Source organism: Chryseobacterium sp. WG14 (genome assembly GCF_024586945.1).
Taxonomy (GTDB): Bacteria; Bacteroidota; Bacteroidia; order Flavobacteriales; family Weeksellaceae; genus Chryseobacterium.
The window spans coordinates 47803-73678 of sequence record NZ_JALCZD010000001.1 but is presented as its reverse complement, the minus strand read 5'-3'; the positions used below and the strand labels follow the sequence as shown (position 1 = coordinate 73678).

At 37.5% G+C, this 25876-nt stretch carries 11 protein-coding genes and 2 tRNA genes; 7 read left to right on the top strand and 6 right to left on the bottom strand.

Annotated features, from left to right (window positions below):
• Window position 1 precedes the first annotated feature (1 nt).
• Entirely contained in the window at window positions 2-1018 is a 1017-nt protein-coding gene (gene fbp / locus MP478_RS00240) for a class 1 fructose-bisphosphatase (RefSeq protein WP_257199229.1), read from the bottom strand.
• 324 nt (window positions 1019-1342) lie between these two features.
• Here fbp and MP478_RS00235 point away from each other — a divergent pair, with 324 nt between their 5' ends.
• The 7 genes from MP478_RS00235 (at window position 1343) to MP478_RS00205 (ending at window position 7730) form a co-directional block, all read left to right on the top strand.
• On the top strand, window positions 1343-2581 hold the full coding sequence (locus MP478_RS00235; RefSeq protein WP_257199228.1) for an aspartate kinase: 1239 nt from the start codon (window positions 1343-1345) through the stop codon (window positions 2579-2581).
• Window positions 2582-2603: 22 nt separating this feature from the next.
• Entirely contained in the window at window positions 2604-4445 is a 1842-nt protein-coding gene (locus MP478_RS00230) for a lysophospholipid acyltransferase family protein (RefSeq protein WP_257190712.1), read from the top strand.
• 110 nt (window positions 4446-4555) lie between these two features.
• Window positions 4556-4628: transfer RNA gene (locus tag MP478_RS00225), tRNA-Phe, on the top strand.
• 276 nt (window positions 4629-4904) lie between these two features.
• Window positions 4905-5606 (top strand): potassium channel family protein, encoded by a 702-nt coding sequence (locus MP478_RS00220; protein WP_257190730.1) that lies wholly within the window; start codon window positions 4905-4907, stop codon window positions 5604-5606.
• A gap of 6 nt (window positions 5607-5612) precedes the next feature.
• A complete protein-coding gene (locus tag MP478_RS00215; protein ID WP_257199227.1) occupies window positions 5613-6629 on the top strand; it encodes a bestrophin family protein in 1017 nt (338 codons plus the stop codon).
• 50 nt (window positions 6630-6679) lie between these two features.
• Window positions 6680-7414 (top strand): hypothetical protein, encoded by a 735-nt coding sequence (locus MP478_RS00210; protein ID WP_230037005.1) that lies wholly within the window; start codon window positions 6680-6682, stop codon window positions 7412-7414.
• 243 nt (window positions 7415-7657) lie between these two features.
• Window positions 7658-7730 (top strand) — tRNA-Phe (locus MP478_RS00205).
• Between the two features lie 109 nt (window positions 7731-7839).
• On the opposite strand, the gene MP478_RS00200 is transcribed toward MP478_RS00205, so the two are convergent.
• The 5 genes from MP478_RS00200 to MP478_RS00180 all read right to left on the bottom strand — a co-directional run bounded on the left by MP478_RS00200 (window position 7840) and on the right by MP478_RS00180 (window position 25835).
• The gene (locus MP478_RS00200; RefSeq protein WP_257199226.1) at window positions 7840-9405 is read right to left on the bottom strand and encodes a hypothetical protein; all 1566 of its coding nucleotides are present in this window, start codon (window positions 9403-9405) and stop codon (window positions 7840-7842) included.
• Between the two features lie 2 nt (window positions 9406-9407).
• The gene (locus MP478_RS00195) at window positions 9408-10862 is read right to left on the bottom strand and encodes a hypothetical protein (RefSeq protein WP_257199225.1); all 1455 of its coding nucleotides are present in this window, start codon (window positions 10860-10862) and stop codon (window positions 9408-9410) included.
• A 64-nt stretch (window positions 10863-10926) separates the two neighbouring features.
• On the bottom strand, window positions 10927-12597 hold the full coding sequence (locus MP478_RS00190; RefSeq protein ID WP_257199224.1) for a hypothetical protein: 1671 nt from the start codon (window positions 12595-12597) through the stop codon (window positions 10927-10929).
• A gap of 81 nt (window positions 12598-12678) precedes the next feature.
• Entirely contained in the window at window positions 12679-18903 is a 6225-nt protein-coding gene (locus MP478_RS00185; protein WP_257199223.1) for a hypothetical protein, read from the bottom strand.
• 11 nt (window positions 18904-18914) lie between these two features.
• Window positions 18915-25835 carry a hypothetical protein gene (locus tag MP478_RS00180; protein WP_257199222.1) on the bottom strand — a complete coding sequence of 2307 codons (6921 nt, stop codon included), beginning with the start codon at window positions 25833-25835 and terminating at the stop codon, window positions 18915-18917.
• Between the last annotated feature and the right edge of the window lie 41 nt (window positions 25836-25876).

Here is a 25876-nt window from a genome sequence, read left to right as displayed (position 1 = left end):
GTTATTTCACACTATCGATACGCATAAACTCTTCTGCTTTTTCTACCATGTCTACACTTCCGCAGAAAAATGGAATTCTCTGGTGAAGTTCCGTCGGCTCAACTTCCAGAATTCTTCTAAATCCGTCTGTTGCCTTACCACCGGCCTGTTCTGCCAGGAAAGCCATAGGATTACATTCGTATAATAATCTCAGTTTACCGTTCGGAGCCTGAGAATAAGACGGGTAAATATAAATTCCGCCTTTCAGCATATTTCTATGGAAATCTGCAACTAAAGAACCGATATACCTTGAAGTATAAGGACGGTCCCCTTCTTCCATCTGACAATATTTAAGGTAGTTTTTCACTCCCTGAGGGAATTTAATATAGTTTCCTTCGTTGATAGAATAGATTTTACCTGTTTTTGGGAAAGTCATACTGGGATGAGAAAGGTAATAAGTTCCCAAAGAAGGATCCAGGGTAAATCCGTTTACTCCGTTTCCGGTAGTATAAACGATCATTGTAGAGGAACCATAAATAACGTATCCTGCAGCAATCTGATTAATTCCTTTCTGTAAAAAGTCTTCCAGCTGCACAGGAGTTCCAGGTTCAGTAACTCTTCTGTAGATAGAGAAAATAGTTCCTACGGAAACATTTACATCAATATTGGAAGATCCGTCTAAAGGATCAATAAGCACTACATATTTACTTAAGTGACCGTTCTCTCCGCATTTAATATCAATAAAATCATCATTTTCCTCAGACGCAATACCACAAACAACCTCTCTTTGAGACAAAGCCGTAATAAAAATTTCATTAGCGATCACATCAAGTTTCTGCTGTTCCTCGCCCTGAATATTCTGGTTACCGGCAGCTCCTGTTATATCTACAATTCCGGCTTTATTTACTTCTCTGTTTACCACTTTCGAAGCCAATCTTATTGCGCTTAGAAGACGAGAAAATTCACCTGTAGAATATTGAAAATCGTCCTGTTTATCTATAAGAAATTCTCCTAAAGTCTGTAATGGTTGATTTGACATATTTTTCTTTTTACGTTTTCTCCAAATTTCGGAAAATTTATTGCATTAAGAAAATTTAATTACAAAAGAGGTTAACATCTGAATTTCAACACAATATAAATAAAACCTAGCGTAACATCAAACGATTATTGAAAATTATGCCTCCGGATTTGTTATATGGGGTACACGAAAAATTCAAATTATTTCATTAATTGTTGATTTTAAGGAAATCTTAATTCTATCATTCCGCTCGCCTATTTCATATCTCGTTGTAAATTTATAATTTTGACGTCCGTAAAAAACTCATGTCATTTTTTATCTAACAATTTTATTTTTAACAATTTAATGAAAATTTTCAAGTTTGGTGGGGCATCGGTAAAAGATGCCGAAAGTGTAAAAAACGTGTCTATGGTTCTAAAAAGCCAGGGATTTGCCAAATGTTTGCTGGTAATTTCAGCAATGGGCAAAACGACGAACGAGTTGGAAAAGGTTGTAGAACTTTATTTCAAAAAGGATAACTATCAAACTGAGATTGAAAAGATAAAACGAAAACACATTGAGGTAGCGGAGGGTCTCTTTCCTGAAAACCATGCAGTTTTTGCTGAAATCAATCTCTTTTTTGATGATATAGATTCTTTTTTAAGAAGAAACAAATCTCCTAATTACAGCTTTGTATATGATCAGGTGGTAAGTTGCGGAGAAATGATTTCAACTAAAATTGTAAGTGAATACCTGAACGAGATTCAGTTTACCAATCAGTGGCTGGATGCCAGAGATTACATTAAAACAGATAGTTCTTATAGGGAAGGTAATGTAGATTGGACAAAAACTGAAGATTTTATCTCAAATTTAAATCCTGAAATCTGCTATGTTACCCAAGGGTTCATTGGTTCAGACGACAATAATTTCACAGTAACTTTAGGAAGAGAAGGTTCTGACTATTCTGCTGCTATTTTTGCATTTTGCTTAGATGCTGAAGCAATGACTATCTGGAAAGATGTACCGGGTGTAATGACGGGAGATCCGAGAAAATTCAACGATGTAACTCTTCTTTCCAATATATCTTATGAGGAAGCTATTGAGATGGCTTATTACGGGGCAAGTGTAATACACCCAAAGACATTACAGCCACTCCAACAGAAAAGTATTCCTTTTTATGTAAAATCTTTCGTAGATCCTACGAAGGAAGGAACTAAAGTAGGAGCTTCAGACAAAAACCAACAGGAAGAAACTTATATTTTGAAAGAAAATCAGGCTCTGCTGAAAATATCAACAAGAGACTTTTCTTTCATCGCAGAGGATCATATGAGCCTTATATTCGGCTATTTATCAAAGTACAAAATTAAAGTTTCCCTGATGCAGAATTCTGCTATTTCATTGGCTTTATGTCTGGAAGATAAATTTAACCATATTGAAGAACTTAACGAAGAACTTCATAAAATTTTTAAAACCGAAGCGATTAAAAATGTATCTTTATTCACAGTAAGAAATGCGAAGATGGATCATATTGAAAAATTTTACCATGAAAAGAATGTATTATTGGAGCAAATTTCCAAGAATACGCTTCAAATGGTAACACAATAATTTTAATTGCGACTAAACACACATGAGTTTAATTTCGAAAAACGATCTGATCAAAGCTTCCGGCTTAAGTAAAATTGGATTTCTAAAGAATCCAGTAGCATCTGCTGTGATGAGCATTGCTAAAATAAATGAAGTAAATAAATTATACGACAAATTAAAAGATAAGGAAGGTAAAGACTTTTTCGACTCATTTGTAAGAGAAAGAAACTTAAGCTATGTAGCTTTTGAAGAAGATCTTGCAAAAATCCCCAAAACGGGACCTTTTATTCTGGTTTCCAATCATCCGCTGGGTGCTATTGACGGAATTTTAATGTGCAAGATCCTTACGGAGGTTCGTCCGGATTTCAAAATCATGGGAAATTTCCTTTTGGAAAAAATAAAGCCTATGGAACCGTACGTAATCCCTGTAAATCCTTTTGAAAACAGAAAGGAAGTCTACAGCAGTTCTTCAGGAATGCGTGAAACCCTTAAGCATATCCAAAATGGAGGCTGCGTAGGTATTTTTCCGGCAGGGGAAGTTTCCAATAAAAATAATCCTTACGGAGAAATCTTAGATAAAGACTGGGAAAAAACGGCACTTAAGCTTATAAGAATGGCTAAAGTGCCGGTAGTTCCTATGTATTTCCATGCTAAAAACAGCCGTCTTTTTTATCAGGTTGCCAAACTTCATCCGAGTTTACAGACCCTGATGCTGCCTGCTGAAATGATGAATGACAGGGAAAGACCTATCAGAATCCGGATCGGACGGCCTATTACCTTAAAGGCAATGGACGATATGGAAACGATTGAAGAACTGGGTGAGTTTTTGAAACGTAAGGTTTATATGATGAAATCTTACTATGAAAAGAGAAAATCTTTGGCCCAAAGCATCAATCTTCAGAATCTGTATGTGAAGTTTCCTTTATTAAAAGAAGAAAATATTGTTCAGAACATTATTGATGAAACACCTAAAGAGGATATCATCAAGGATGTTGATAAATTGAGAGGTACTGATAAGATGCTGTTCAGTAATGGAAATTACGAAATCTACTTTACCACCTATGAAGAAATACCTTCTATCATGAGGGAAATAGGACGTCAGCGAGAACTTACGTTCCGTGCTGTAGGTGAAGGGAGTAATCTTCCGTTTGACCTTGATGAATATGATAAACACTACCACCATCTTTTCCTTTGGGACAATGGTGAAAAGAAACTGGCAGGAGCTTACAGAATGGCCCTGGGTAGAGAGGTAATGAAAAAATACGGCATCAAAGGTTTTTATACCAGTTCATTATTTGAATTTGAGCAGGATATTCACCCTTTCTTTAAAAAGGTGATTGAGATGGGCCGTGCCTATATCTGTCAGGAATATCAGCAAAAGCCACTACCTCTGTTCCTTTTATGGAGAGGGATTGTACATGTATGTCTGAGAAATTCTGACCATAAATTTCTGATGGGTGGGGTAAGTATCTCGAATAAGTTTTCAGAGTTTTCCAAGTCTCTGATGATAGAATTCATGCGTTCCAATTACTTTGACTCGGCAGTGGCTCAGTATATCACTCCAAGGAATGAATATAAGGTAAAGCTTCGTGACAGGGATAAGAATATTTTCTTTGAAGAAATGGAGTCTGATCTTAATAAGCTTGATAAGATTATTGATGACCTGGAGCCTGAGCTAAGATTACCTGTTTTGATAAAAAAATATATTAAGCAAAACGCTAAGGTAATTGCTTTCAATGTTGACCCAAACTTCAATGATGCCATTGACGGATTGATGTATATCAGGATTAGTGATCTTCCGGAAAACACCATTAAACCGGTATTGGAAGAGATGAGTGAGCAAATCAGAAAAGAACAGGAAAACAATCCGGCTGATAATCAGTAAGTTTTTAAGTCTGGTAAAAAAAAAGTACGATGAATACTTGCTTTGTATACCAAAACTTACTACTTTTGCATCACTTTAAAACAACGAAGTAAGACACACAAAAATATAATGGTTTCTTAGCTCAGTTGGTAGAGCAATGGATTGAAAATCCATGTGTCCCTGGTTCGATTCCTGGAGAAACCACTTTAAAACCTCTAATTTACTTAGAGGTTTTTTTGTTTTTTTATCTTCAGCTATTGACCACCTGAAAAGCCAAACCCTATTCCTTTTCCGTTTTTATCATTTTTATAGAGCAATAATTTTTGCCGCTTTTAAATCAATCTGTCATTCTTCATATCGGATCCGTAAACAGGGAATAAAAAATTCGGAATTGAAATTTCAGAAAAATTCACCATGTTATTTTAATTTTAATAGTTCATTTTTGTATTTCAATGATGTTAAAAAAATACAATTACTACCATGCATGGTGAAGATCCAAAGCAGAGCCTGGGTTTTGTAAGAAAAACCAACCGGAAGTTACAGGAAAGAAAATATGAGATTCTATTATTCGCCTTGCTACAGCATTTATTTGTGGGAGTATTTCTTACAGATATGGACTTCTATACCCGCGTAATATGGCCTATAAATATGGTAATTCTAGGATTGGGATCTGTTTTCTTATTTACAGGAAAGCATAGCTGGAAGCACTGGTTCAGAAATCTGCATTTCATTGTTATTTTATTATTACCCATTGGTATTCCATTTTTTAAAGATATTTCCTGGTATTTTACTTTTTTGAACATCAATTATGTAGTTTTTTTCTGTTTTCTTTTTATGGAAGTTCTGCGGTTTCTTATAAAACCGGGGTATATCAATACAGATATTATTTCTGCTTCAATCTGTGGATATATGCTGCTGATTGAAATTGCAGTTTTTTCACTGCAGTTTTTCCAATATCGCAACCACGCGTCTTTTAAGGGGGTTGATATATCTTCTCCTGCTCTTACTTTTATTGATCTGGTTTATTTTTGCTCTATAACATTTACAAGTATCGGATTTGGGGATATCACTCCCAATACACATGTTACAAAGCTGATAACCGCTTTTGTGGGTATAGCCGGACAGTTCTATACTGTAGTGCTTGTGGGTATTCTGATCAGTAAATTTTCTTCAAAAAATTAATTTGTTATGAATACAGGCTCACATTACAAGCTTTATCAGTTTATTCCGTGGACAAGGAAGAAAATCTATAAGATGCTTATTTTAAGTATTATTCCTACCGCTTTATTTTATTTTCTCGGATGGAAATGGCTGGCCATTCCATGGGTTCCTGTAGCATTACTGGGAACAGCCACAGCATTCATTTCTGGGTTTAAAAATACCCAAACCTATAACCGAAGCTGGGAAGCACGGCAGATTTATGGAGCAATCATCAATAACAGCCGCAGTTTTGGCATACTGGTAAAGAACTTTATAAGAGCTGATGATAAAACCCTGGAAGCTGCCATACATCAGCAGATCATCTACCGTCATTTTGCCTGGCTTACTGCATTAAGATTTCAGCTCAGAGAAACCAAGAGCTGGGAGCATGTAAAAACAAAAAGCTACAACAGGGAATATTTAAAATATTATAAAGTTCCGGAATGGGAGAATGCTATTGAAGATGAGCTGAAACCTTTTTTAAATAAAGATGAGCTGGAACATATCCTTACTACAAAAAACAGGGCTACCCAAATCATTTCTTTGCAATCCACTCACTTGAGAACATTGAATGAAGAGGGTAAAATTTCAGATTATAATTATACCGCTCTGGAAAATCAGTTTAAAGAATTATATGATCAGCAGGGAAAATGTGAAAGGATTAAAAATTTTCCTTATCCACGGCAATTCTCCAGCATTAATCTGTATTTTACAAATGCTCTGTGCTTTTTATTACCATTAGGATTTATAGGAGAATTCTCAAAAATGGTGGAAAAATTTGGCGAAGACATCATCTGGCTTACTGTTCCTTTTAGTGTATTGCTGGGCTGGGTATTTTTGGTTCTGGAACAGATTGGCGAAAGTACGGAAAACCCATTCGAAGGAAATGCAAATGATATTTCAATTACACAAATCAGCAGGAATATAGAAATTGATTTGCGTGAAATGTTTGGAGAAAAAGAATTACCCGCCGCTATACAGCCTGTTAATAATATTTTAATGTAAAAATTACAACTATATTGCTGGTAAAATTTAGTGCAAAAAAAACAAAAAATATGAGTATAGAATCTGTAAGAAAATGGTACCCCAAAGCTTTAACATCTATTGATACGGTCAACCGGCTATTAGATACCATTGAAAAACATTTAGAATTAAAACCTAATCAGCTGATGCATGCCGACAGTATGTGTTGTGATGATGTCAACGCAATACAGTATCCACCAAGGGCATATGAAATGCTTGGTCCGTTTCATCTGGGAGGACTTGATGGCTTTCCTTTTGCGGGCCTCACAGGAATGGGAGCTTTTGCTCATCACGTTCCTGAGGATGGGGCTGTAGTCATTTTTTACGCACCTCATATCGGGATTACTAAAAGTGGACAAATTGGAGAAATAAGCAGAATAGGGCAAAGTAACAGTTCTGCCTGCTGTGGTGCCGCAAAAGGAGCATTAGGAAAACTGGCAGCAGGACAAATTATAGAAGGGAATATCACTTCACTGGATTTTCAGATGAATACCATTGAGCAAATATTTCTTCACAGCAAAGACAGGATCCTGAATGCAGAGAATCAGATTTTTGAAGCTACCGAAGTCATGTATGAAGCTATAGACGAACGTATAGAAGTACTGGTAAAAGAAACCAACTACCCTTGCAAGTATGTCATTTTGGTAGGAGGCATTTTTATTAATGGTGATAAAGATATGGGATCATTCTGCCAATATAAAAAGTTTGAATATATCAATCTGGAAACCAAGGAACGGAAAAGCCTTATGAAAGAGTATTATGAATAATCCTTATTTGAATGAGTTAATACTTAATCTGACGGTTGTTATCAAATTGAATAACTTTAAACAGATTAAGTATTATGGCTTCGTAAAAACACAAATCCTCTGGGCTTCAACTGATTAAAAAATAAATCTCATAATAAACCTTTTTTTTGAAAAAAATAATCAGAAAAAACTTGTGTGGTATTACAAAATATTATACTTTTGCATCACTTTAAAACAACGAAGTAAATCAAACAAAAATATAATGGTTTCTTAGCTCAGTTGGTAGAGCAATGGATTGAAAATCCATGTGTCCCTGGTTCGATTCCTGGAGAAACCACTTTAAAACCTCTAATTCACTTAGAGGTTTTTTTGTTTCATATCATATAAAGAGGCCGTCTCACAACTCGTGAAAACGGCCTTTTTTATTAAATAGGCTTCGAATCGTACTATTTTTTAATAACAGCTTTCAGATTTTCTATTTCTTTATTCTGAGAAATGACGTAGAGTGTCAGTTCTTCAATCTTCTGAAGTAATTTCATCTGGAAGTCTCCTAAATTGACGCTATCTTTCATGATAGACTCTCCGGAAGGAATTTCCGGAAGATGCTTATTCTCTCTTACAAAAGATTCCAGTTCACTAATGGTTGGCATTTGATAATCCGGTCTGATAGAAGATTCACCGTCAAAATATTTTTGAAACACATAATCTGCAGGAACATTCATATCCACCATGACATCTTCAGCATGAATTTTTCCTTTTACAGTAAGTTTCTGATCCGGGTTTTTAGTTCCTATTCCTACATTTCCATTAGGAGCGATTCTCATCAATTCGTTCATAACAATGGGTGAATTGATAGCGCTTTGTGCACTGGCACTTCCCAGGAACTTTATTCCTTCATTTCCCAGGGTAACCGCGTTTTTATAATTGGAAAAGCTTCCGTTGCTTGATACCCATCCATAAGCTGTGGTGGGTGAAGCCTTTACCCCATAACTCATATAGGTTTCTGCACCGCTTCTTAAAGCCCCCCAGTTATTAAAAGATCCATTTTCGTATCGTATTGCGAAAGCATTAACTCCTTCTGTCGCCGATTTACTTCCGGACAATATCTCTCCTACAACATCCAGTTTTGCTGCCGGAGCTTCGGTCCCGATTCCTACATTCCCCTTAAGGAAAACACGATCATCACCCGCAAAAAATTTAGCGATACTTCCGCCATATTTTCCGACAAAATAATGATCAATCTGGTTATTGGTACCCAAGGCTCCGAAACCGCCCAAATGCTGCGTATTATCAGGTGATACAAAATTATATCCTCTGGACCACTGGGTAGTATACCCAACAATTCCCACGCCGCTTACCACACTAGAACCGGCATTCAATAAAATCCGTCCCTGAACATCTAATGGCGCAAGCGGCTTTTTGGTACCTATTCCCACATTATCATTATAATTGACATAATGTTTATTCTGGCCGGTAAGGACATTGGTATAAATGTCAGACAGTACTGCCTTATCAATGACAGCAGTTGAATTACAATGCTGTATCAGCCTGATTGCATACACATTTCCAGACTGACGTGTATGATACAGCGTGAGTTTATATTGTGCTATAGTACTATCCCATATGATATCACTGAGATAAATATGATCTGTGATAGGTCCCGAAGCCTCTATAATTCTTGATACAGGTGCGGACCAGATACCTCCGTTAGGATTTGCGCCAACGATAATTTGCTTCTTAATGATCCCTACGGTATTTTCGCTATTCCACGCACCTACAACATATATTTCTATATTCCCATTAATGATCGTTCCCAACAATATGTCTACTGCCAAGTTGCTTTCCAGATTGGGAAACTTAACGGATAAGTCTTTATGCTTAAAACTATTAGGAAATACGGTAGGATCATCCAGATGTACATAACTATCTAAAAGATCCCCAAACTGACTTTCCGTTGGTCTTTTCCCTGCTTTAAAATAATTTTTTAATTGTGTGATTGTTATTTTTGCCATAATTAGTTTGATTTTAAAACATCAATCTCTTTTTTCATCGAGATCATGTATAATGTTAATTCTTCAATTTTCTGAAGTAATTTGATTTGAAAGTCTCCTACCGACAAGCCACTATCTGTCATTTCTTTTGCAGAAGGAATTTCCGGAAGGTGACTTTTTTCTGAAATAAATTTTTCAAGTTCACCCATCTCTCTTAAGTTATAATCTGCCGCGAAAACATGATCGGCAGTAGGTGTTGTAGTGATCACTACATCTTTTGCTTCAAGTTTACCGTGTAATGCCATATTGCCGGCATCAGATAATATGAGTTTTGCACCGCCTCCACCATCGTTAAGATAATTCCAGAATTGTAAACTATTCGTGTATTGCCCTGTCATATTATAGATTGCCCATCTGTTTGCTGTACCGGGTGTTGTTTTAGATTGATTATCTAAATAGATAGCTCCTCCTTCATTAGTACTGATTTGTGACATGATTACTCCCTGTACATCAAGTTTCTGCTGTGGGTTGGCTGTACCAATTCCTACATTTCCACCGGGTCTTACGGTCATCTGAATATTTTGGCTTGTCACGAAATTGATAGATCCAAAGCGTGGATCATAAGAATTATCATTTTCTATATTAAAGTCATAGTAATCTCCATATCTTCTTCCTAAGCCTGAAAACCCAGAGTTTAATTCCAGATTGGCTTTATTATGATAAGAAAGACTTACTATATTACTTCCTCCTGTCGCGCCGTTCGTTGTAAATTTCGCGGTCGTGGAATTTTGATTCAGCGAGTTTTCCTGTACTACATTCAGCTTTGTTTCAGGTGTAGCAGTTCCAATTCCAACATTTCCTTTAGCATTGACTTTCAATCCTATTTTAGCACTTTCAGTTGATAGAAGGTTTCCTACCCATAGGTTCCATTCATTAGACATTGGCTGAAGAGGAACGGAGGCTAGGCTGTTACCTTTGTTATCTATTGCCGTCCATCCATCATTCTTATTAACAGATCTTATTTTAATAAAAACTTTTAGCACGTGATCTGGAGATCCATATGTATGAATCGCTCTGATACGGAACTTACATCTTCCACCATTTACATCAATCGTAAAATTATAATTTGGCTCACTGTCTATATAATTATTTTTATTGATCGTGCCACACTCTCTCCATATATCTGGATTAGAGTGTGAAACTGCAGCAATATGAGTTGCGCCACAAGCAATATTTCCTCTGGTATATGCCAGAGATATTTCATAGAATCCACCTGCATTAGCACTGGAAGGTGCAAAATTTAAAAATTCCATGTAGTCTCCTACTTTATAATCTGCAGGAAATTCTACAAAAGAGGAATATTCTGAAGATCCATCTAAATGTACATAGCTGTCTATAAAATCTCCAAACTGACCTTCAGTTGGTCTTTTTCCTGCTTTAAAATATTCTTTTAAAGCAGCTATTGTTTTTTTTGCCATGATTTGTTGTTTTTTGATGATTATTCTTTCCTTTTATTTACTTAACAGGAAAGATTTTAATTTTTTAAGCCAAAACTTCTAAAGCAAACTGGCCCATATTTATTACCTTTAAATCTTTTGTGATATAGATTTTCATATATTTCATTGGCTCTACCACAACAGCTGAACGCCCTTTTATCTGAAGCTCAATAAAAGAAGATGTTGACAGGTTGATGATTTTAATTTCCTGTTGAGAATACAATCCCGTTATATTACAAATCATATCTGACGGCTGATTACCTGTAACGGTAATGAAGTCTGTTGTATCGTTTACTTCTAAATAAAAAGCTGAATCAATTTCATATTCTTTTTTAACGGGTTGTATACTTTCTCTGATCTGAGCATAAGAAACTTCAGCTGTTGACATTGTAGCTCTGGACGCCGAAGCCAGCTGAGCAGTAACCCAATCTCTTGTTGCAAGCTGTCTCCAGGCTCCTTTACCATCACCAGATTGAAACCACAGATTATCTGAGTTATCCCTGGCTCCCAGTAATCTTGTTGAAACAGCTGTGCTACCAAAAGAGATCAATCCTCCTGCCTGTGTGAAAGGTAAATTAACAGCTCCTGAGCTCACTGCTGATACATAAGTTCCTACCGGTACCGCCAGCATATCATTTTGATAAGGTAATGCACTGACCGGAGCAGCATAATTTATGGGTAAATATTTTCCTGCATGGCTTCCCCAACCGTAAGCTGTATTCCATTGGTCGGAGCTTCCATTGTTTAATGTACTGATCACACCGGTGCCTGATATCTTTACCAATTCAATAAGTGATACCGCTGAGCCATTTGTTGTACTGCTATTCGCCCTGTTAAATGAAAAACCTTTGTGGTTATTGACTGTAAAAGCCCAGGAATTCAAGGTTCCTCTTGGCTGAATAAAATCTGTTCCGTTAAACTGGAGATTGTGTGCCATCCATATACCATAACCTGGTGTATTAACTCCTGGAATATTGGTATGGAAAACAGATGATCCTGTAGTTATTTGAGATCCAAAAAGTAAGTTATAATTATCTACATACTGAGTTCCGTTCGCATTAATGATAATTTGGTTTGTGGTAACTGTATCTCCTGCAGGTCTTAAAAATATCCCACTTGTACCACTACTGGATGCTGCTGATAATATGGTATTTACGCTGTCTGCCCTTAGCTTATTAACATTTAGATGCTGAACCTGTAATGAACCCTGATAGGTATTCAGATTGCCGGCAAAGGTTACATCTCCTCTTACATATGCGTTTCCTATTACATCTAATGCATATCCTGTAGTTGGGACTACTGCAGCACTACCACCTATGGCAACTCTCTGATCAGAGGTCCATCTGATTGCATTTTTCCCATTATAGGTAGTTCCTCCAATAAATCCCCAATTCATAGTTACCGAACCAGTATTTGTGACTGCCCCATAGTATCCAAAACTATCAATATCTCCATTGGACCCCGTGAGCTTTGTAAAATATCTGGAAAAGCTACTATTAACTGATACATCTGAAAAATCCCTGGAAATCCACGTTGTACTGGTATTACCTAAACTTAAAATGCCTGACATTTTCCCTCCCGAGAGCGGCAGATAAGCATTAGGATTAAAAGCATCCATATGTACATAGCTGTCTATAAAATCTCCAAACTGACTTTCAGTTGGTCTTTTTCCTGCTTTAAAATATTCCTTTAAGGCAGCTATTGTTTTTTTTGCCATAATTTGTTGTTTTTTGATGATCAGCTCCTCCTCACCGAGCGGGAAAGGAGGAACTTTTTCATCTTTATTAATAATTAGGATTTAGGTAGGTCTTACAATGAAAGTTCCCTGTAAGATCATTCCGTCTGTTCCGTCATGAGAGATTCCACCGATATCCGTCCAGGTTTCTTCTTTGTAGATGGTCAGGATTTTTTCTTCGGTACTGAACATATTGGAAGTATTCTGAGATACCATTTTGAAGTGATGATAAAGTATTCTTCCTTCTGCATCTTTAATCTTCATAGGATCCAGACCTAATTTTTCAACCGGAAGGAAAAATTCATTTCCTGTCATATCAAATGCTTCCTTAAAGAACCATTCATCTTTATTAGTTGCCGGATTGTTACCATACAGATACAATTTTGCTTTTGAAGTATCTTTTTCATCTGTATCTATTCTGGCCAGCTCTTTCCAGTTCCCCTGAGGGCTCATTTTATAAAGGTGATATTTCCCTTTATAACAAATCTGATCCCAGGATAGAATCACCCAATTGATCACATCAGAGTCTACCGGCTCGGAATGATATCTCAACACGGGTGCCGGTGGATTATAATTTTCTACCAGCATCGTTACCGTAGTTTTTGAAGGTAACGACGGAGCCTGCTCCTGTACATTTTTTGTAACGGGAGGTGAAACAGTATAATCTGTGGTTGTGTATTCTACTTTTCTTGAAGCAACGATACGATAGAAAAGAGGATCACCATAAGGTTTTTCATCCAGATCTTCGAATTCATCATACACCGTCCATGATCCGTTTACAGGATTCACTTCTACATCAGCAATATTCACTGTTTTAATGTGTTTCATGCTCAATATGGAGTCTGCATCCAGTTTATTGGTTGCTCTGTACACCGAAATCTCATTGATCTTATGTACATCGGTATAAGAATTGATCTCAATTCTTATTTTGGCAGAGATTCCTAATGTTGCATTGTCTACCACCGGGAGCAAACTCAAGATTTTTGGTGGTTCCGCAGGATTGGTATTCACCAATTTAATCGGTCCCTGGAATTTACTGAATTCGCTCATCTGCATTTGATTTCCTAACTCTCTTACTCCATAGAAGTAGAAGTTATCCGAAGCCCCATCAAGCGTAAAATCGGTAAACAATGTCGAATGAGGAGTACCTCCCTGGCCTTGGCTGTATACAGCAGCCATTGGAGCCATATCAAAATCCTGATGTGTAGTAGGCAATAAATAGCCTGAAGCATCCCTGATATTCTGTTTTTTATTTTTAGGCCTGTGACCTGTGAGACTATTGAAATCAAAATTCTGAATCTGCTGATAGATAATCGGCACCTCCGTAAGTGGCAGAAAGCAGTTGATGATCGCTTCTTTAATAAAATGTCCTAAATACAATACTGAAGAAACACCTGGAAGCTCTTTAATAATAGGCTCATTAATTGATATGGTTCCTATTGCCGTATCATCAATCGGGTGGGAATACAGTGGGTTACTAGGATTTAAACTATAATGCTTATTATGTTCTTTAATAAACGCATTGATAGCAGCAAAGAAAACTATATTATCAGGCATCGGTAATGCATCATCCATACTATCTGAGAAGTTTTCATATCCATCCTTTACTCCACCGGTAAGCATTTCAAAATCCACAAAATTCATCCATCTGTTATTGAAAAAGACTTCGTCATTTCCTCCCAGACTATCCAGCATTTTTTTGATGGATATAATTGTTCCGGACTCATATAATGAGGCAAGTAATACTGCATTATTAGCTCTGAAAAACTGTACAGAATATGGTTTATGGTCATATTCGGTAATAAAACTATAGGTAGCCTTTCCAAATTTATCCGGTCTTGTTGCATATTTAGAACCTTTTGGCTGTTTTGGCGGTTTAGGTTCAACAATTCTGTTGGCAAACATCACAGCAGGAACACTGAACTTAGATTTGTACTTCGCACCCTGCATATCCACATTGTCATTATCCACACTCTTAAATCCAAAGATTGAATATCTTACATCAACACCTTCTGGTGGTAACACAGCTTCTTCAATGAGATTATTAGCTGCGTTTTTATACAGATATACTCTGTAAGAAGGATAGTAATTTACCTTAAGATTAGCTCCCATTATCGGCTCAGAAGGTTTTATCGAAGTGACATTATCATATATGAATTTTGGCTGCTTATTAGCATCTTCCTCTATTCTGAAGTTTTCATCATAAACATATACTACCAAATCATTATTGGTTCCTATATTTTCTGTAAGCACAACTTTAAAAATAGATCTGGATTCAATAGGCTGATTATTATTGTAATGCTCATTTGTAAATAATCTTACAATTCCGTTTACCCACTCTACAGAATCCAAACCAGGTGAATACTGAGAATGCTGAGCCAGTTTGAATCCTGGGAATGTGATTTTATAAACTCCCTGATGGACCATAGGATAAGGAGATGGAAATTTGATAATTTCCCCCTTACTATTCTGGTATTTTTCAATTTTTTCAAAATGTCTTTCCACTGTTGCTGTTTTCCAGAACCCTCTACTTTTTTCAAGGAATCTCTGAACAGATCCGTCCGATTGCTGCGTATTAATAACTTCCCTGTGGATTCCCCAATCATTGGTTCCAATCTTCACTTTCAATGAATTTGGGTTTTTCACGCCCCAGGTTGATGTATTCTGCATATTCTCCGTAGCATTGAACAACCCTTCAGTCCCGGGACTGAATGTTGGAAGTACCAGACTGCTTTGGTCAATTACCGGTGTGGCACCTGAAATAATAGCTGCACTTGGTGTTTTTTTGAACACTGTAAATTTCAATCCTGAAGGCTCTACTTCGATTCCGTTAATGATATAACTTTCGGAATCCAATAAGAAAATTCCTCCGATAAAATCATTAATGGTAGTTCCTGACGGAATTTCCGATTTTAAAATATGGGGTGGAATTGAAGGCTGAGCAGGGGTTCCAGATCCCGGAAGAATAGTTCCTCCTGAGCTTGGGAGAGTATAATCCGCTGTCTTAATAACAGCTAAAAGCTGATTAACAGGATGATGGTCTATGTTTACAACCTTTGCTGAAATCTCCTTCATGGTATAATTTCTGTAGAAGATTTCCACTTCATCTGCCATTACTTCTTTATCATCCGGAAAAATAGTATCGGGACCCAGATAGTAATCATCTGGCAACGTAGAGTCAAATGAAATAGGATATATAATTTCGTCCTGATAAATATGATGATCAAAGCCTAATCTTACCAATGTTTTATCCGGATCTGTGATTGCTTTTCTACGATCCTGTTCTTCCTGAGAAGTAAGTGTTACAGGATATTCTTTCTGGATAAGAAAAGCATTTGTTGCTGTAGGAGGTAATAATCTGTTGTTAGGTTTAATCTTTGTATCAATTGAGAGTTCATCCCCTCCGGTCTGAGCTCTTGAGAACCAGTTGATCCCATATCCTTTATAAAAATACGTTCCGCTCTTATCCTGCTTATGAATATACAACGGTGCATAAGTATCCGGAATCTGAAGAGGTAATGTTTCCCAAGAATCAGCAGCATTTGCAGAACCATCTACATTCAGGTATTTGGTATCGTGGCACAATTCCGGTTTGACCCAGGTATAATCATCTGCTTCTCCAGGTTCTACAACACGGTACTCCAGACCTGCATACACAGGAAATGTAAATGAGGACGCATCGAATTTCTGAGATGATCCAAAAAATGAAGGATTGATTTCAAGCTCAGGAATCTGCAGATTATAAACACTGATATAGCGGTATTTTCCATTATGAGAATATCCCTCTGCATCGTATAGACCAGCCGACTGCGGATTGTTGGAGTCCATTCCTTTATTCAGCTTCATCAGCTTTACCGGCAATGAAAGTCTTTCAATTTCAGTAGAAACAGGAAGAGACATTGAAAGTAACTGGTACGTCTTATCATCCGAATTGATATCCAGATTGTTATTGGTATAATATTCTGTGATATAAATATATTCGTTTCCGAAAACCTCATCTTTGATATCAAGATACCCTAATCCCAGCATTCTTGCCACGTGATAATCCAGCGCTGCAATATTTAAAATATCCAGATTGGAAACCTGCATATCCCCTTCCTGAGGAAGGTTCGTGCTAATATCAACCACCTGTTGTGAACCGGTAGGCGAAAGATTAATTGAAATCGTTTCGTTCCCTTTTGGATTCGGCTGATCATTACTCAGCTCTACATATCTTTTGACTACCGTCTGAATATCTCTGTCTAAAGGTCCAATAGATGGATGTTCCCATTTTTTATGATAGTTTTCAACATTGACATAGGCTTCATCATTGTATCTTAACCAAGCTCCATGAACAGGATTATCCTTAGGTAAAGGATCTAATCTCTCCAAAGCCAAGTCTCTCTCATCGGTAAGAGCAAACTCTCCCATCAGTTTCCATGCATTTGCCTGGTTTCTGCTGATAATAAAGTCTGAGTAAAATTCAAATTTAACTCTGGCGACAATACATTTATCTGCTCTAAAACGTAATGTTTTTCCGTTCTCAGCATTAAAATATGTTTCTGAAACTTCATTACCGTAGCAGTATGTTCTGTAAGCAAGTTGCTGTTGGGATAAGTTATTGGGTTCTGCAAGGGAAAGGGCTTCAAATTCCACAAGTGAATCTGACTGCTGATCAATCACATCCAGTTCTGCTGCAAAGAAGATATCTGTCTTACAAAGAATTTCCACAATCTCATTACCATATAGCTGCATGAATTTAAGCGGATCAACCATCGGATTGACAGACTGTCTTACCTGTGTGTATTTTGTTTTATTTTTGAAATAGACATAAAAAATTCTATTGTCATTATTAAACTTATACATCCACATCTTCTTACTTTCATCAATAAGCTGAGGAGCCTGTTTAAAGTCTAAGGTGAAAATTTCTTTTGTATAAAGGGTTCTGTATACTTTTACAAAATCATCAGGTTTGTTGAAATTGTTTTTAGTAGATGACAGTTTCCCTTTAGGAAGGTGATTTTCTCCTAATTTACCTCCGAATCCCCATCGCAGGTGAATACCTTTTGTACTGTCGTCTCCTTTGGATCCGGCAGCCTGAAGATATAAATTGGGGGTTTGCAATCCTGAAAATTCATTAAAAGGTATCGTTGTTCCATCGCCACCATCTGTACCACACGCATTTGTGTTTGTATAAGGTTTATCTGTAATATTAAAATTGAGATCCGCTTCCGTCACATTTACTCTGGAATAATTGTAAGGAGCTTGGTCCATCTCAAAATACGTCTCTGATACTTGGACATTATTAACCGGAATATTGTTACAGGTATTAATTGAAGGTCCTACAAGCCCGGTAAAATAGGCATCATTCAGGCCTCTAACCGTTACTTCGCTCCCAACAATCTGATCAATAACAAACTCTTTGCCTTTCGCTTCTCTGGTCCATTGAGGAATGTCATCATAGAGAGAAAAACAAAAATTATGACCTGCTCCTGTTTGGCCATAGAAAAAGTCTTTTCCATAGGTAAATGTCACCAGCTGACGGTCCCATCCGTTATACAACCTTGCAATTGATTCTTCTCCTAACAAAACAGGAATAGTGTTTAATTTACCTGACAGATACAGTTGGTACCCATGCTGAACCGGGCGGCAATACACTCCATTCAAAACAATAGGAGTTCCATCTACTGATAAATAGTCAGCACTAAGTACTGGTGCACTTACCTGCCCATATAAAGATACTCCACGTTTTACTCCATTAAGGGTTTCGTTGGCGCTTATGTAAACTATTTCACTGTAGGTACTGATTCCGGTAACTTCCAGGGTTGCCCCTGGAGTTCCGTTATTAATAATATCTGTTCTTGACTCTACTTTTCCATCCCAACCTAATAGAAGAGTTCCGCTGGTCTTTGTGTTTATATTATGAAAAGTAATATAAACCATTGAATCGACAAATATTTCAGCATAAATACGTCTTTCATCGGTTTCAATGGATGGAAAACTTCTACACCATACCACTTCTCCGTTTGCTCTGATTCTCATTACAAAAGGAGTTTTATAAGATTGCATTCCCAGAACTGCAAACTCACCGTTTGAGAATGGCATTACCTTGATAAATTTGGTGCTTCCTCCCTGTGAAGATTGATACACTTTGTTCCATTTCAGGTTACCGCTTTCGTCCAGAACTGTAATCAATCCTGATGTTTCCATTGCTCCCACCTGCATTACATTTCCCTGGTTCTTTGTAGAAGAACTGATTCCTGAATCGGCACTGGAATTGAAATAATTATGATATTTAAAAAAACTCATTTTAGATTTAATTAGTTGTTTAGTTGTAATTCGTTGATTGTTACTGTAGATCTTTTAGCATATGCTGATCCGTCCCAAGATTTATAAGTGAATTCCAGTTTTAATTTTGAATCTTTGATCTTATTGCTCTTATGCATAACTAAAATCTGAGAATAGTCTTTAGCATATATGATTTGGAAATCTTTATTATGTTCACCTACAGCATTAAGAACCTTAAAGCAGTCTGCCATATCACCCAATGGAATTTTCGGATCATTGAACGGTTCCGGGTTTCTGATCAGCAAGGCGGCCACCTCATTATTGGTGTTGATGATCTTAACAAATTCTGTATGGGTAGGAGGATTTAATGGTTTTAATCCCATCACTCCTTCAAAAGCACGGTCAAACACTTCTGAATAGGTATTGGCAAGCCCCTTTAAATAAGGATTTTCAACACCTTCTGAAGCCAAAATATAGAGGTCATTAAGCTGCTGTTGCTTAAGATCTGCTTTCACTTCATATATTGCATCCTTCTGTCCTATTACGACAAGTCCTTTATCATCATATTCTTTCAGCTTATAACTTTCCACCTGTTCTTTAAAGTCTTTATATCTTGAAGTTCTAAATACAAACTCATGGATCTTTTGGTTTTCTTCATATACTTTATCAGGTTTTCCCGGAACCGGTGTAATCTGTGGTTTATAATGTCCATCTCCGTCATCGTCAAAGGCATTGTATACAATAGCGGTATATAATTTTTCCGGATTCAGATTCGTGAGCTCAACCGAGTATTTATATGATTTTGGCACAACAGGGTCTCCAAGATCAATACTACAGGCCATGCCCGTATTCCCTTGGTTAACATGATTCACATAATTAAGCATCTGCTGAATTCCCAATGGTAAATTTGGATCATCTTCAGCCCAGCTTTCCTGAGTTACCGGTATTGTTTCCTGAGACACCCAGTCCTGAGGTAAAGGATATGGAATACTAACATTAGTTACAGGATCTTTAATCGCAATATTAATACTTCCTGTGATCTTTTTAACATCCATTACATTATGAGCTTCCCATGTCTTAAGCATATGATAGATATAAGGCTTGGTAAAGAAGAATTCTATTTTACACTGCTCATTACCATAGAATAATGGTTTTGACATTAAAAGATCTCCGTCTGCATTCGGATATGACTTCTTCATATCGATATATGACTTCAGAGAGGTAATCGGATATTCATCTATATTTTTCTTCTTATCGGTCAGATTACCATTGTCATCTTTAAGGTATTCGATATATTTTTCATTTTTCTTTTCAAAGTGCCCGATAGGTCCGGCCGTTTTAAAGGCAAAATAATAATCAATGATGTGTGGTGTATCTCCATTCACATTATCTTTCAGTTTAAGATTGATATAGTAAACACTGTTGGGTCTCCAAACCGGCTGTATCACTTTACTCATCGCTTCCTGCATCAGCTGCATGTCACCTGTTACAGCATCTTGTGATGGAATCGTCTGCTGATATTCGTAGTCTGTAACGGTCATCCAGTTTACTCTGTGGAATAAAGTATAGCACTGGGTAACTGCATTTCCATTTCCATCACTATCATCATTACATCCGCAATTTCCAAGTTTAAAGATGACATCATTAATTTCTTTTGTTAACTGCAGTGCTCCGAATATTGTGGATCCTTCAGTATTCAGATAGTCGGCCAGTTTCTTTAAAAGTTCTCTTACATATCCAATACCCTGAACCAGGTTATATTGTGGGAACTCTTTATCAAAGCTGTAGATGGCTTCCATATATATCTGAAAACACTTCAGGTTATATCTCAATTGAGTAACATCATCAACCCCATAATAAACAATACATTGGTTAAGATTATACATAAGCCCGGTAAGGAAATCACAAAGTTTCACATCTTTTGTACAAGGCTCCGGTTTTTCATCACATCCGCAATCAGGAGTAAACTTCAGATTAAGAGGCTTCTGAGTAGTCTTATTAACCTTGATAATGACTGCTTTATTGATTTTTTCTTTCGGATACTCACTTGAATAGCAGACATCAATACCATCGGCCTTGTCTGTAATTTTTGAGACAACACTATTATGTTTGATAAATTGAGCAACAGGGCTATCCGGTAAATACAGGAAGATCACAGAATGGGTATTGAAGTCAACAAATGGTGGAGTATTTCCTGATGTTATCGTTCTATACTGTGTATCATAATCTGCCCAGCCATTTGATATATTGGACATGCTAAAATTTACAAGTCCATTCCCGAAAGCTCCATTATAGCCATCTTCTACATGCATCACATCAAAGTCAAGCTCATTGCATTGACCAGTGGTACATCCTCCGGCTTTCAATTCTTTCAGTATCTCAATAAGCTCATCATATTCAGCCTGTTGCGTTGGAGAAAGAACTACTGTGGATACTTCACCTGTAGTATTTGCTGTGGCATTAGCCCAAATAAGATCTATTTGTGCATTGATATCATCAATTTCCTGCTGATTGGCATTGTATGGAATAATTTCAATCTTGCTTACATACTGTCCCCCGAAATTAGCGGCATCGTACATCAGCTCTGCTCCTAATTCTGCTTTTGTCTTCGTTACCTCATCAATTATAGCATAGTTCTGGTAAATGGCATTAGAGAATACGTCTTTATAATACCTGATCGTAACCGTACTTGCCATTGTAGAAAGTAGTAATTTTACTTTAGCAGAGGCTTCCGGAAGAAGAACAACCATTGTATTTCCATTGGTGATCTTCAATGACTTCGGATGATTATGAGGATTGGAAGCATTAGAAACCATCATATAATCCGTAGCGTCTGATACGGTTCCTAAGAGATTATAATAAGCTCCATTAATGAAGTTATACGGCGATCCTGCCGGCTGGTAATACACCGTTCCTACTGTTTTATCCAATACATTAGACTCATGCCATACATCTTCAGTTTGTGTACAGAATAATGAAGAAGCCGTAATTCCGTACTGTTCAGGAATAAACCATCCCGGTTGTGCAGAATCTAAGAATGAGAATGGTGTAGACGCCAAAATTCTGATCGTGTCATACTTATCATTGGTTTTCTGCCAGAATCCTAATTTGAATTTATCAATATTAGCGATGCTGTTTGCTTCAGCATCAGTAAGCACTGCCCTGTAAGGATTATATTTATTCCATCCATTCCCTTGTGTATTTAGAATCTTAATCTCTACATCTTCAATGGAATACTGGTGTTTCACCTGACGCAGTACATGCCCTCCCGGCTGGGTTTTCTGAGGGGGAATAAGATCTGTAAATTCAGTTGCTCCGCTGGTGTGGCCTCCAATTTTCTCACCTGCAACCGGCGTTGGAATAAGCCCTTTTTCAATTTTAATATCAATATAGGTATCCAATGGGATTGTTGGCAGCTTATCATCATCTTTAATGGATGGTTCCGGTGCATTGAAAATCTGAACGACAGGAAGGTCAAATGTCTCGTTGGTCAACATATGAACCCCTTTCACAGCATTTTTCAATCGCTCTTCTTTCGGATAATCAATTTCCGGATTATCTGATTTGTAAGTAAGAGGGGGTACTGCGCTGGTATCTACATTTTTATCTTTCTCCCATTTGATGCTTAAATGAACTTTAAGTTTAATTTTAAAGATCGCCAGCTTGATCTTGAGTTCGAATTTAAGTTCGGCCAGGATCAGGAATGGAAGTATAAGTTCTACTCTGAAATAGATCGAAATAAATAGGGCAACACTTATAATGTAAAGGTTGATCTCTGCTCCACCTTCCACATAAATATATCCTCCTACCTGAGGTCTTTCAAAACTGATATGGGCTCCTACTTCAATAGCCGCAAAAACTTTTACAATGATCAGGTTCAGGTTAAAATCTACCCTTGCGCCGGCTTCAATTCCTTTGGCAGCAATCATCAGATAAGATTCTGCCTTGATATTCACTGAATCTTTAAACAGGCTGGCTCTGATCGGTTTATCCCTTGTTCCGAAATTGACATACCATGGTCTTTGATTCTTAAAGAAGAAGCCCATCTGAACTTCGGCCTTAATATCAATAAATGATCCGTTATTTTTGTTAAGCTGGAAGTTACCTCCTGCTCCAATTTCCAGTGAATTGTCCCCTACGATAACGAATGCATAGAATGGCGGAACTTTAGGGTCATCTTCGGTAAGACCGAGACGCTCACTGATGATCGTTAATCCGGCATCAATAGCGAACATACTTGGTACTGAAAGCAATACCATTGCACGTAGCGAGGCAAGACGTCCGTCTAAGGTAGCCAGGGAAGCCCCTGCACCAAAGGAGAATGGAGCACTATATTGCTGTGTATGCTGTGGTCCGATAAATTTATCTGTGTTGATTCCTCGCTGCGGATGCACATAATAATCGTACCAGGTATCATTTTCTGTCATTCCGATCGCCTCCTTATGGGCAATATATCGGTATCCTATTAATCCTCTGAATCCGAAAATACCAAATGAACCTAATGGAATGATAAACGGAAGTTCAACGCTTGCGTCTACCAAGAATCCCGGATATTTGGGGTCGAAAGCCATTTCTGCAGAACCGGAAATATTCATTTTCGGCAGCTGAAGAGAAACCTTTCCTCTGTATTCTGTAGAAACACCCGGCTCAGGAATGGTAAGCGCCCCCTTGATAATAGCTACTGCAGCACTTGCACTTGCCGATCCCGGAATTACAAGGTCTACTTCAAGGGTTGAAATATGGAAATAAGAATCTTTATATGATTCTTCTGTTCCTCCGTATTTTTCAACCATTTCATCATTATCGGCAGTATAATAATATTTAACACCATTTCCTCTTACATCAAGGCCTAATGGGTTGATATTGATACCTCCATCAAATCCAATATAATTATAGGTACGCATTTTGTCCTTATACATTCGCTGTATGGTCCCCATATGGATGGCTGTAACGGCCATACGTACCGGCCCTAAATTCAGATGGATATTGATTGGAATAATAGAACTTCCGCCGGCAATTTCAAATTTACCATTGGCGTAATAACGGATAGCCGGCAGATCAATTCCTTCTTCTCCTAACAGCTTTTCTCCAAATGAACCTTGAGGGAAAGTAATCTTAGTATCCGCTTCAATATAGAAGTTATCATCTTTCTTACCAATTTCTATTCTTTGCAGATTAAAGATAAGCAGCTTAAACAGGTTCATTTTCAGGCCACTTGGAAGGAATGCTGCAGAAAGCTTAAAGTTTTCTTTACTTTCCCATTCTCCGTCTACTGCAATGATTAAGTCGGTAACTCCATCATAGCCTTTAAACTTTTTGATCTTTAAGGCGGCCTTCAAGGAGGAACGTACTACCTGTCCCTGATGGAAGTCAATATCAAAGTTACTGAATCCTAATTCCCATGCTTTTTCGGGATCTTTTCCTAATTTAAACCATAATGTCTGTTTTTTAATATCAGCAAGATCCTGGATTTTCAGGGTGCTGATAAACTGATAATATTCCTCTTCTTTATTAAAAGTTCTGTGTTCTCCGGTGATAGTCGTCAATTTGAGAGGGTACACAAATTTCAGCTCTGAAGGAGAACTTAGTCCATTAATATAAGCAAGCAACTGAGGCTTACCACTAATCTGCTGGGTTGAGGTTCCATCCATGGATTTTACGGATAGACCATTATAATCCAAAGAGAAGAAATCTCCGAAATAATCAACTACTTCAGTAGCATTTCCTACAGTCTTTGTACTGTACGTAGGACGGATGGCAATATTTCCGGATAATCCTCCTGTTCCAATCAGTAAATGGTTGGCAGAGATCCCGATGGTCTGCCCGGTCTGCTGTTTTTCAAACCATTTTTTAGGAAGAAAAATTTCCGTGTATTCCATGTAAACTCCCATGAATTCTTTCGGTCTTCCGTCAGCATCTGCTTCTGCAATATTTTCCTTTTTACTAAGGTCGATTTTCATGTTGTGAATATCGATGGCAAAACCTGTATTTCCAATCTGAGCAGGCGTACTGGTACTCAATGCCAGATCCATATTATATCCGAAACCTCTTTCCGTATCCGCATAAAATACAGCTTCCCCGAATTTCAAGGTTACTTTGTTCGCATATCCGGGGGTATTTTCCGGAATAGGATCTAATTCATTGGCGTGGCCACGCGGATAAACAGGTGTTAAAATATTTCTTGGAAATTCAATTGCTGCAGACAACATCAGTGTTGCTTTAAATTTCGGAAGCACTACTTCTTTAATGAACTCATCAATATCCTGTGGAAGCAGGGATTTAAAGAATATTTTTACTTTATTTCCTGTTTCCTGAAGGTCATTGGTTAAAAGATACGTTGCAAAACCAACTAATGAGGCATATTTTCCGGCCGATTTATTAAAAATATCCTGTACGACTTCTGTAACCGTCGTAGCATCCGATGGTAATGTAAGCCCCAAATTCTGCGAAGCATTAATATCCTTCACAAACTGCATCAGGGGAGTAATATTCTGATCCGTAGGACTTACAAAGGTATTGACGAAATGGGCAATCGCCTGTTCTTCCGTTACGTTGAGCACTCTAAGCGCTACCTCGAAGATCTGTTGAGGTTCAAAGGAAAAATTTCCTAAGCTGAAATAGCGTAAATACGCCAGGATCTTCCATTGGTATTCAACCGTGATAGGAAATGCAGAAATTTTGGAATCATTGTTTTCAAGATCCGGATTCAGAACCAAAGCGATTCCTGTTCCGGGAATTTCGATATCGATTCTTTTCGAAACGATAGACAAGCTGTAAAAAGCCGAATCTCCTTTCGGCCCTTTACTATACTGTAAATCTTTATAGTAGATTTTGTCGAGGAGGTTGGTCACCCCATCTTTTATGAATCCCAGAATATCCGGGATGTCGTCTTTTGTAATCACAGAGGATAACCTCGGGTAATACCTGTGTGTTACCGGTGTTTGATTTGACATAAAAATAATTTTGTGTTTGGGTGAGTGGAAGGCTTCCGTTT

What these genes read in the sequence shown, in the direction of transcription:
- fbp (WP_257199229.1), bottom strand. Translation starts at nt 1,018, where the DNA reads ATGTCAAATCAACCATTACAGACTTTAGGAGAATTTCTTATAGATAAA.
- MP478_RS00235 (WP_257199228.1), top strand. Translation starts at nt 1,343, where the DNA reads ATGAAAATTTTCAAGTTTGGTGGGGCATCGGTAAAAGATGCCGAAAGT.
- MP478_RS00230 (WP_257190712.1), top strand. Translation starts at nt 2,604, where the DNA reads ATGAGTTTAATTTCGAAAAACGATCTGATCAAAGCTTCCGGCTTAAGT.
- MP478_RS00220 (WP_257190730.1), top strand. Translation starts at nt 4,905, where the DNA reads ATGCATGGTGAAGATCCAAAGCAGAGCCTGGGTTTTGTAAGAAAAACC.
- MP478_RS00215 (WP_257199227.1), top strand. Translation starts at nt 5,613, where the DNA reads ATGAATACAGGCTCACATTACAAGCTTTATCAGTTTATTCCGTGGACA.
- MP478_RS00210 (WP_230037005.1), top strand. Translation starts at nt 6,680, where the DNA reads ATGAGTATAGAATCTGTAAGAAAATGGTACCCCAAAGCTTTAACATCT.
- MP478_RS00200 (WP_257199226.1), bottom strand. Translation starts at nt 9,405, where the DNA reads ATGGCAAAAATAACAATCACACAATTAAAAAATTATTTTAAAGCAGGG.
- MP478_RS00195 (WP_257199225.1), bottom strand. Translation starts at nt 10,862, where the DNA reads ATGGCAAAAAAAACAATAGCTGCTTTAAAAGAATATTTTAAAGCAGGA.
- MP478_RS00190 (WP_257199224.1), bottom strand. Translation starts at nt 12,597, where the DNA reads ATGGCAAAAAAAACAATAGCTGCCTTAAAGGAATATTTTAAAGCAGGA.
- MP478_RS00185 (WP_257199223.1), bottom strand. Translation starts at nt 18,903, where the DNA reads ATGAGTTTTTTTAAATATCATAATTATTTCAATTCCAGTGCCGATTCA.
- MP478_RS00180 (WP_257199222.1), bottom strand. Translation starts at nt 25,835, where the DNA reads ATGTCAAATCAAACACCGGTAACACACAGGTATTACCCGAGGTTATCC.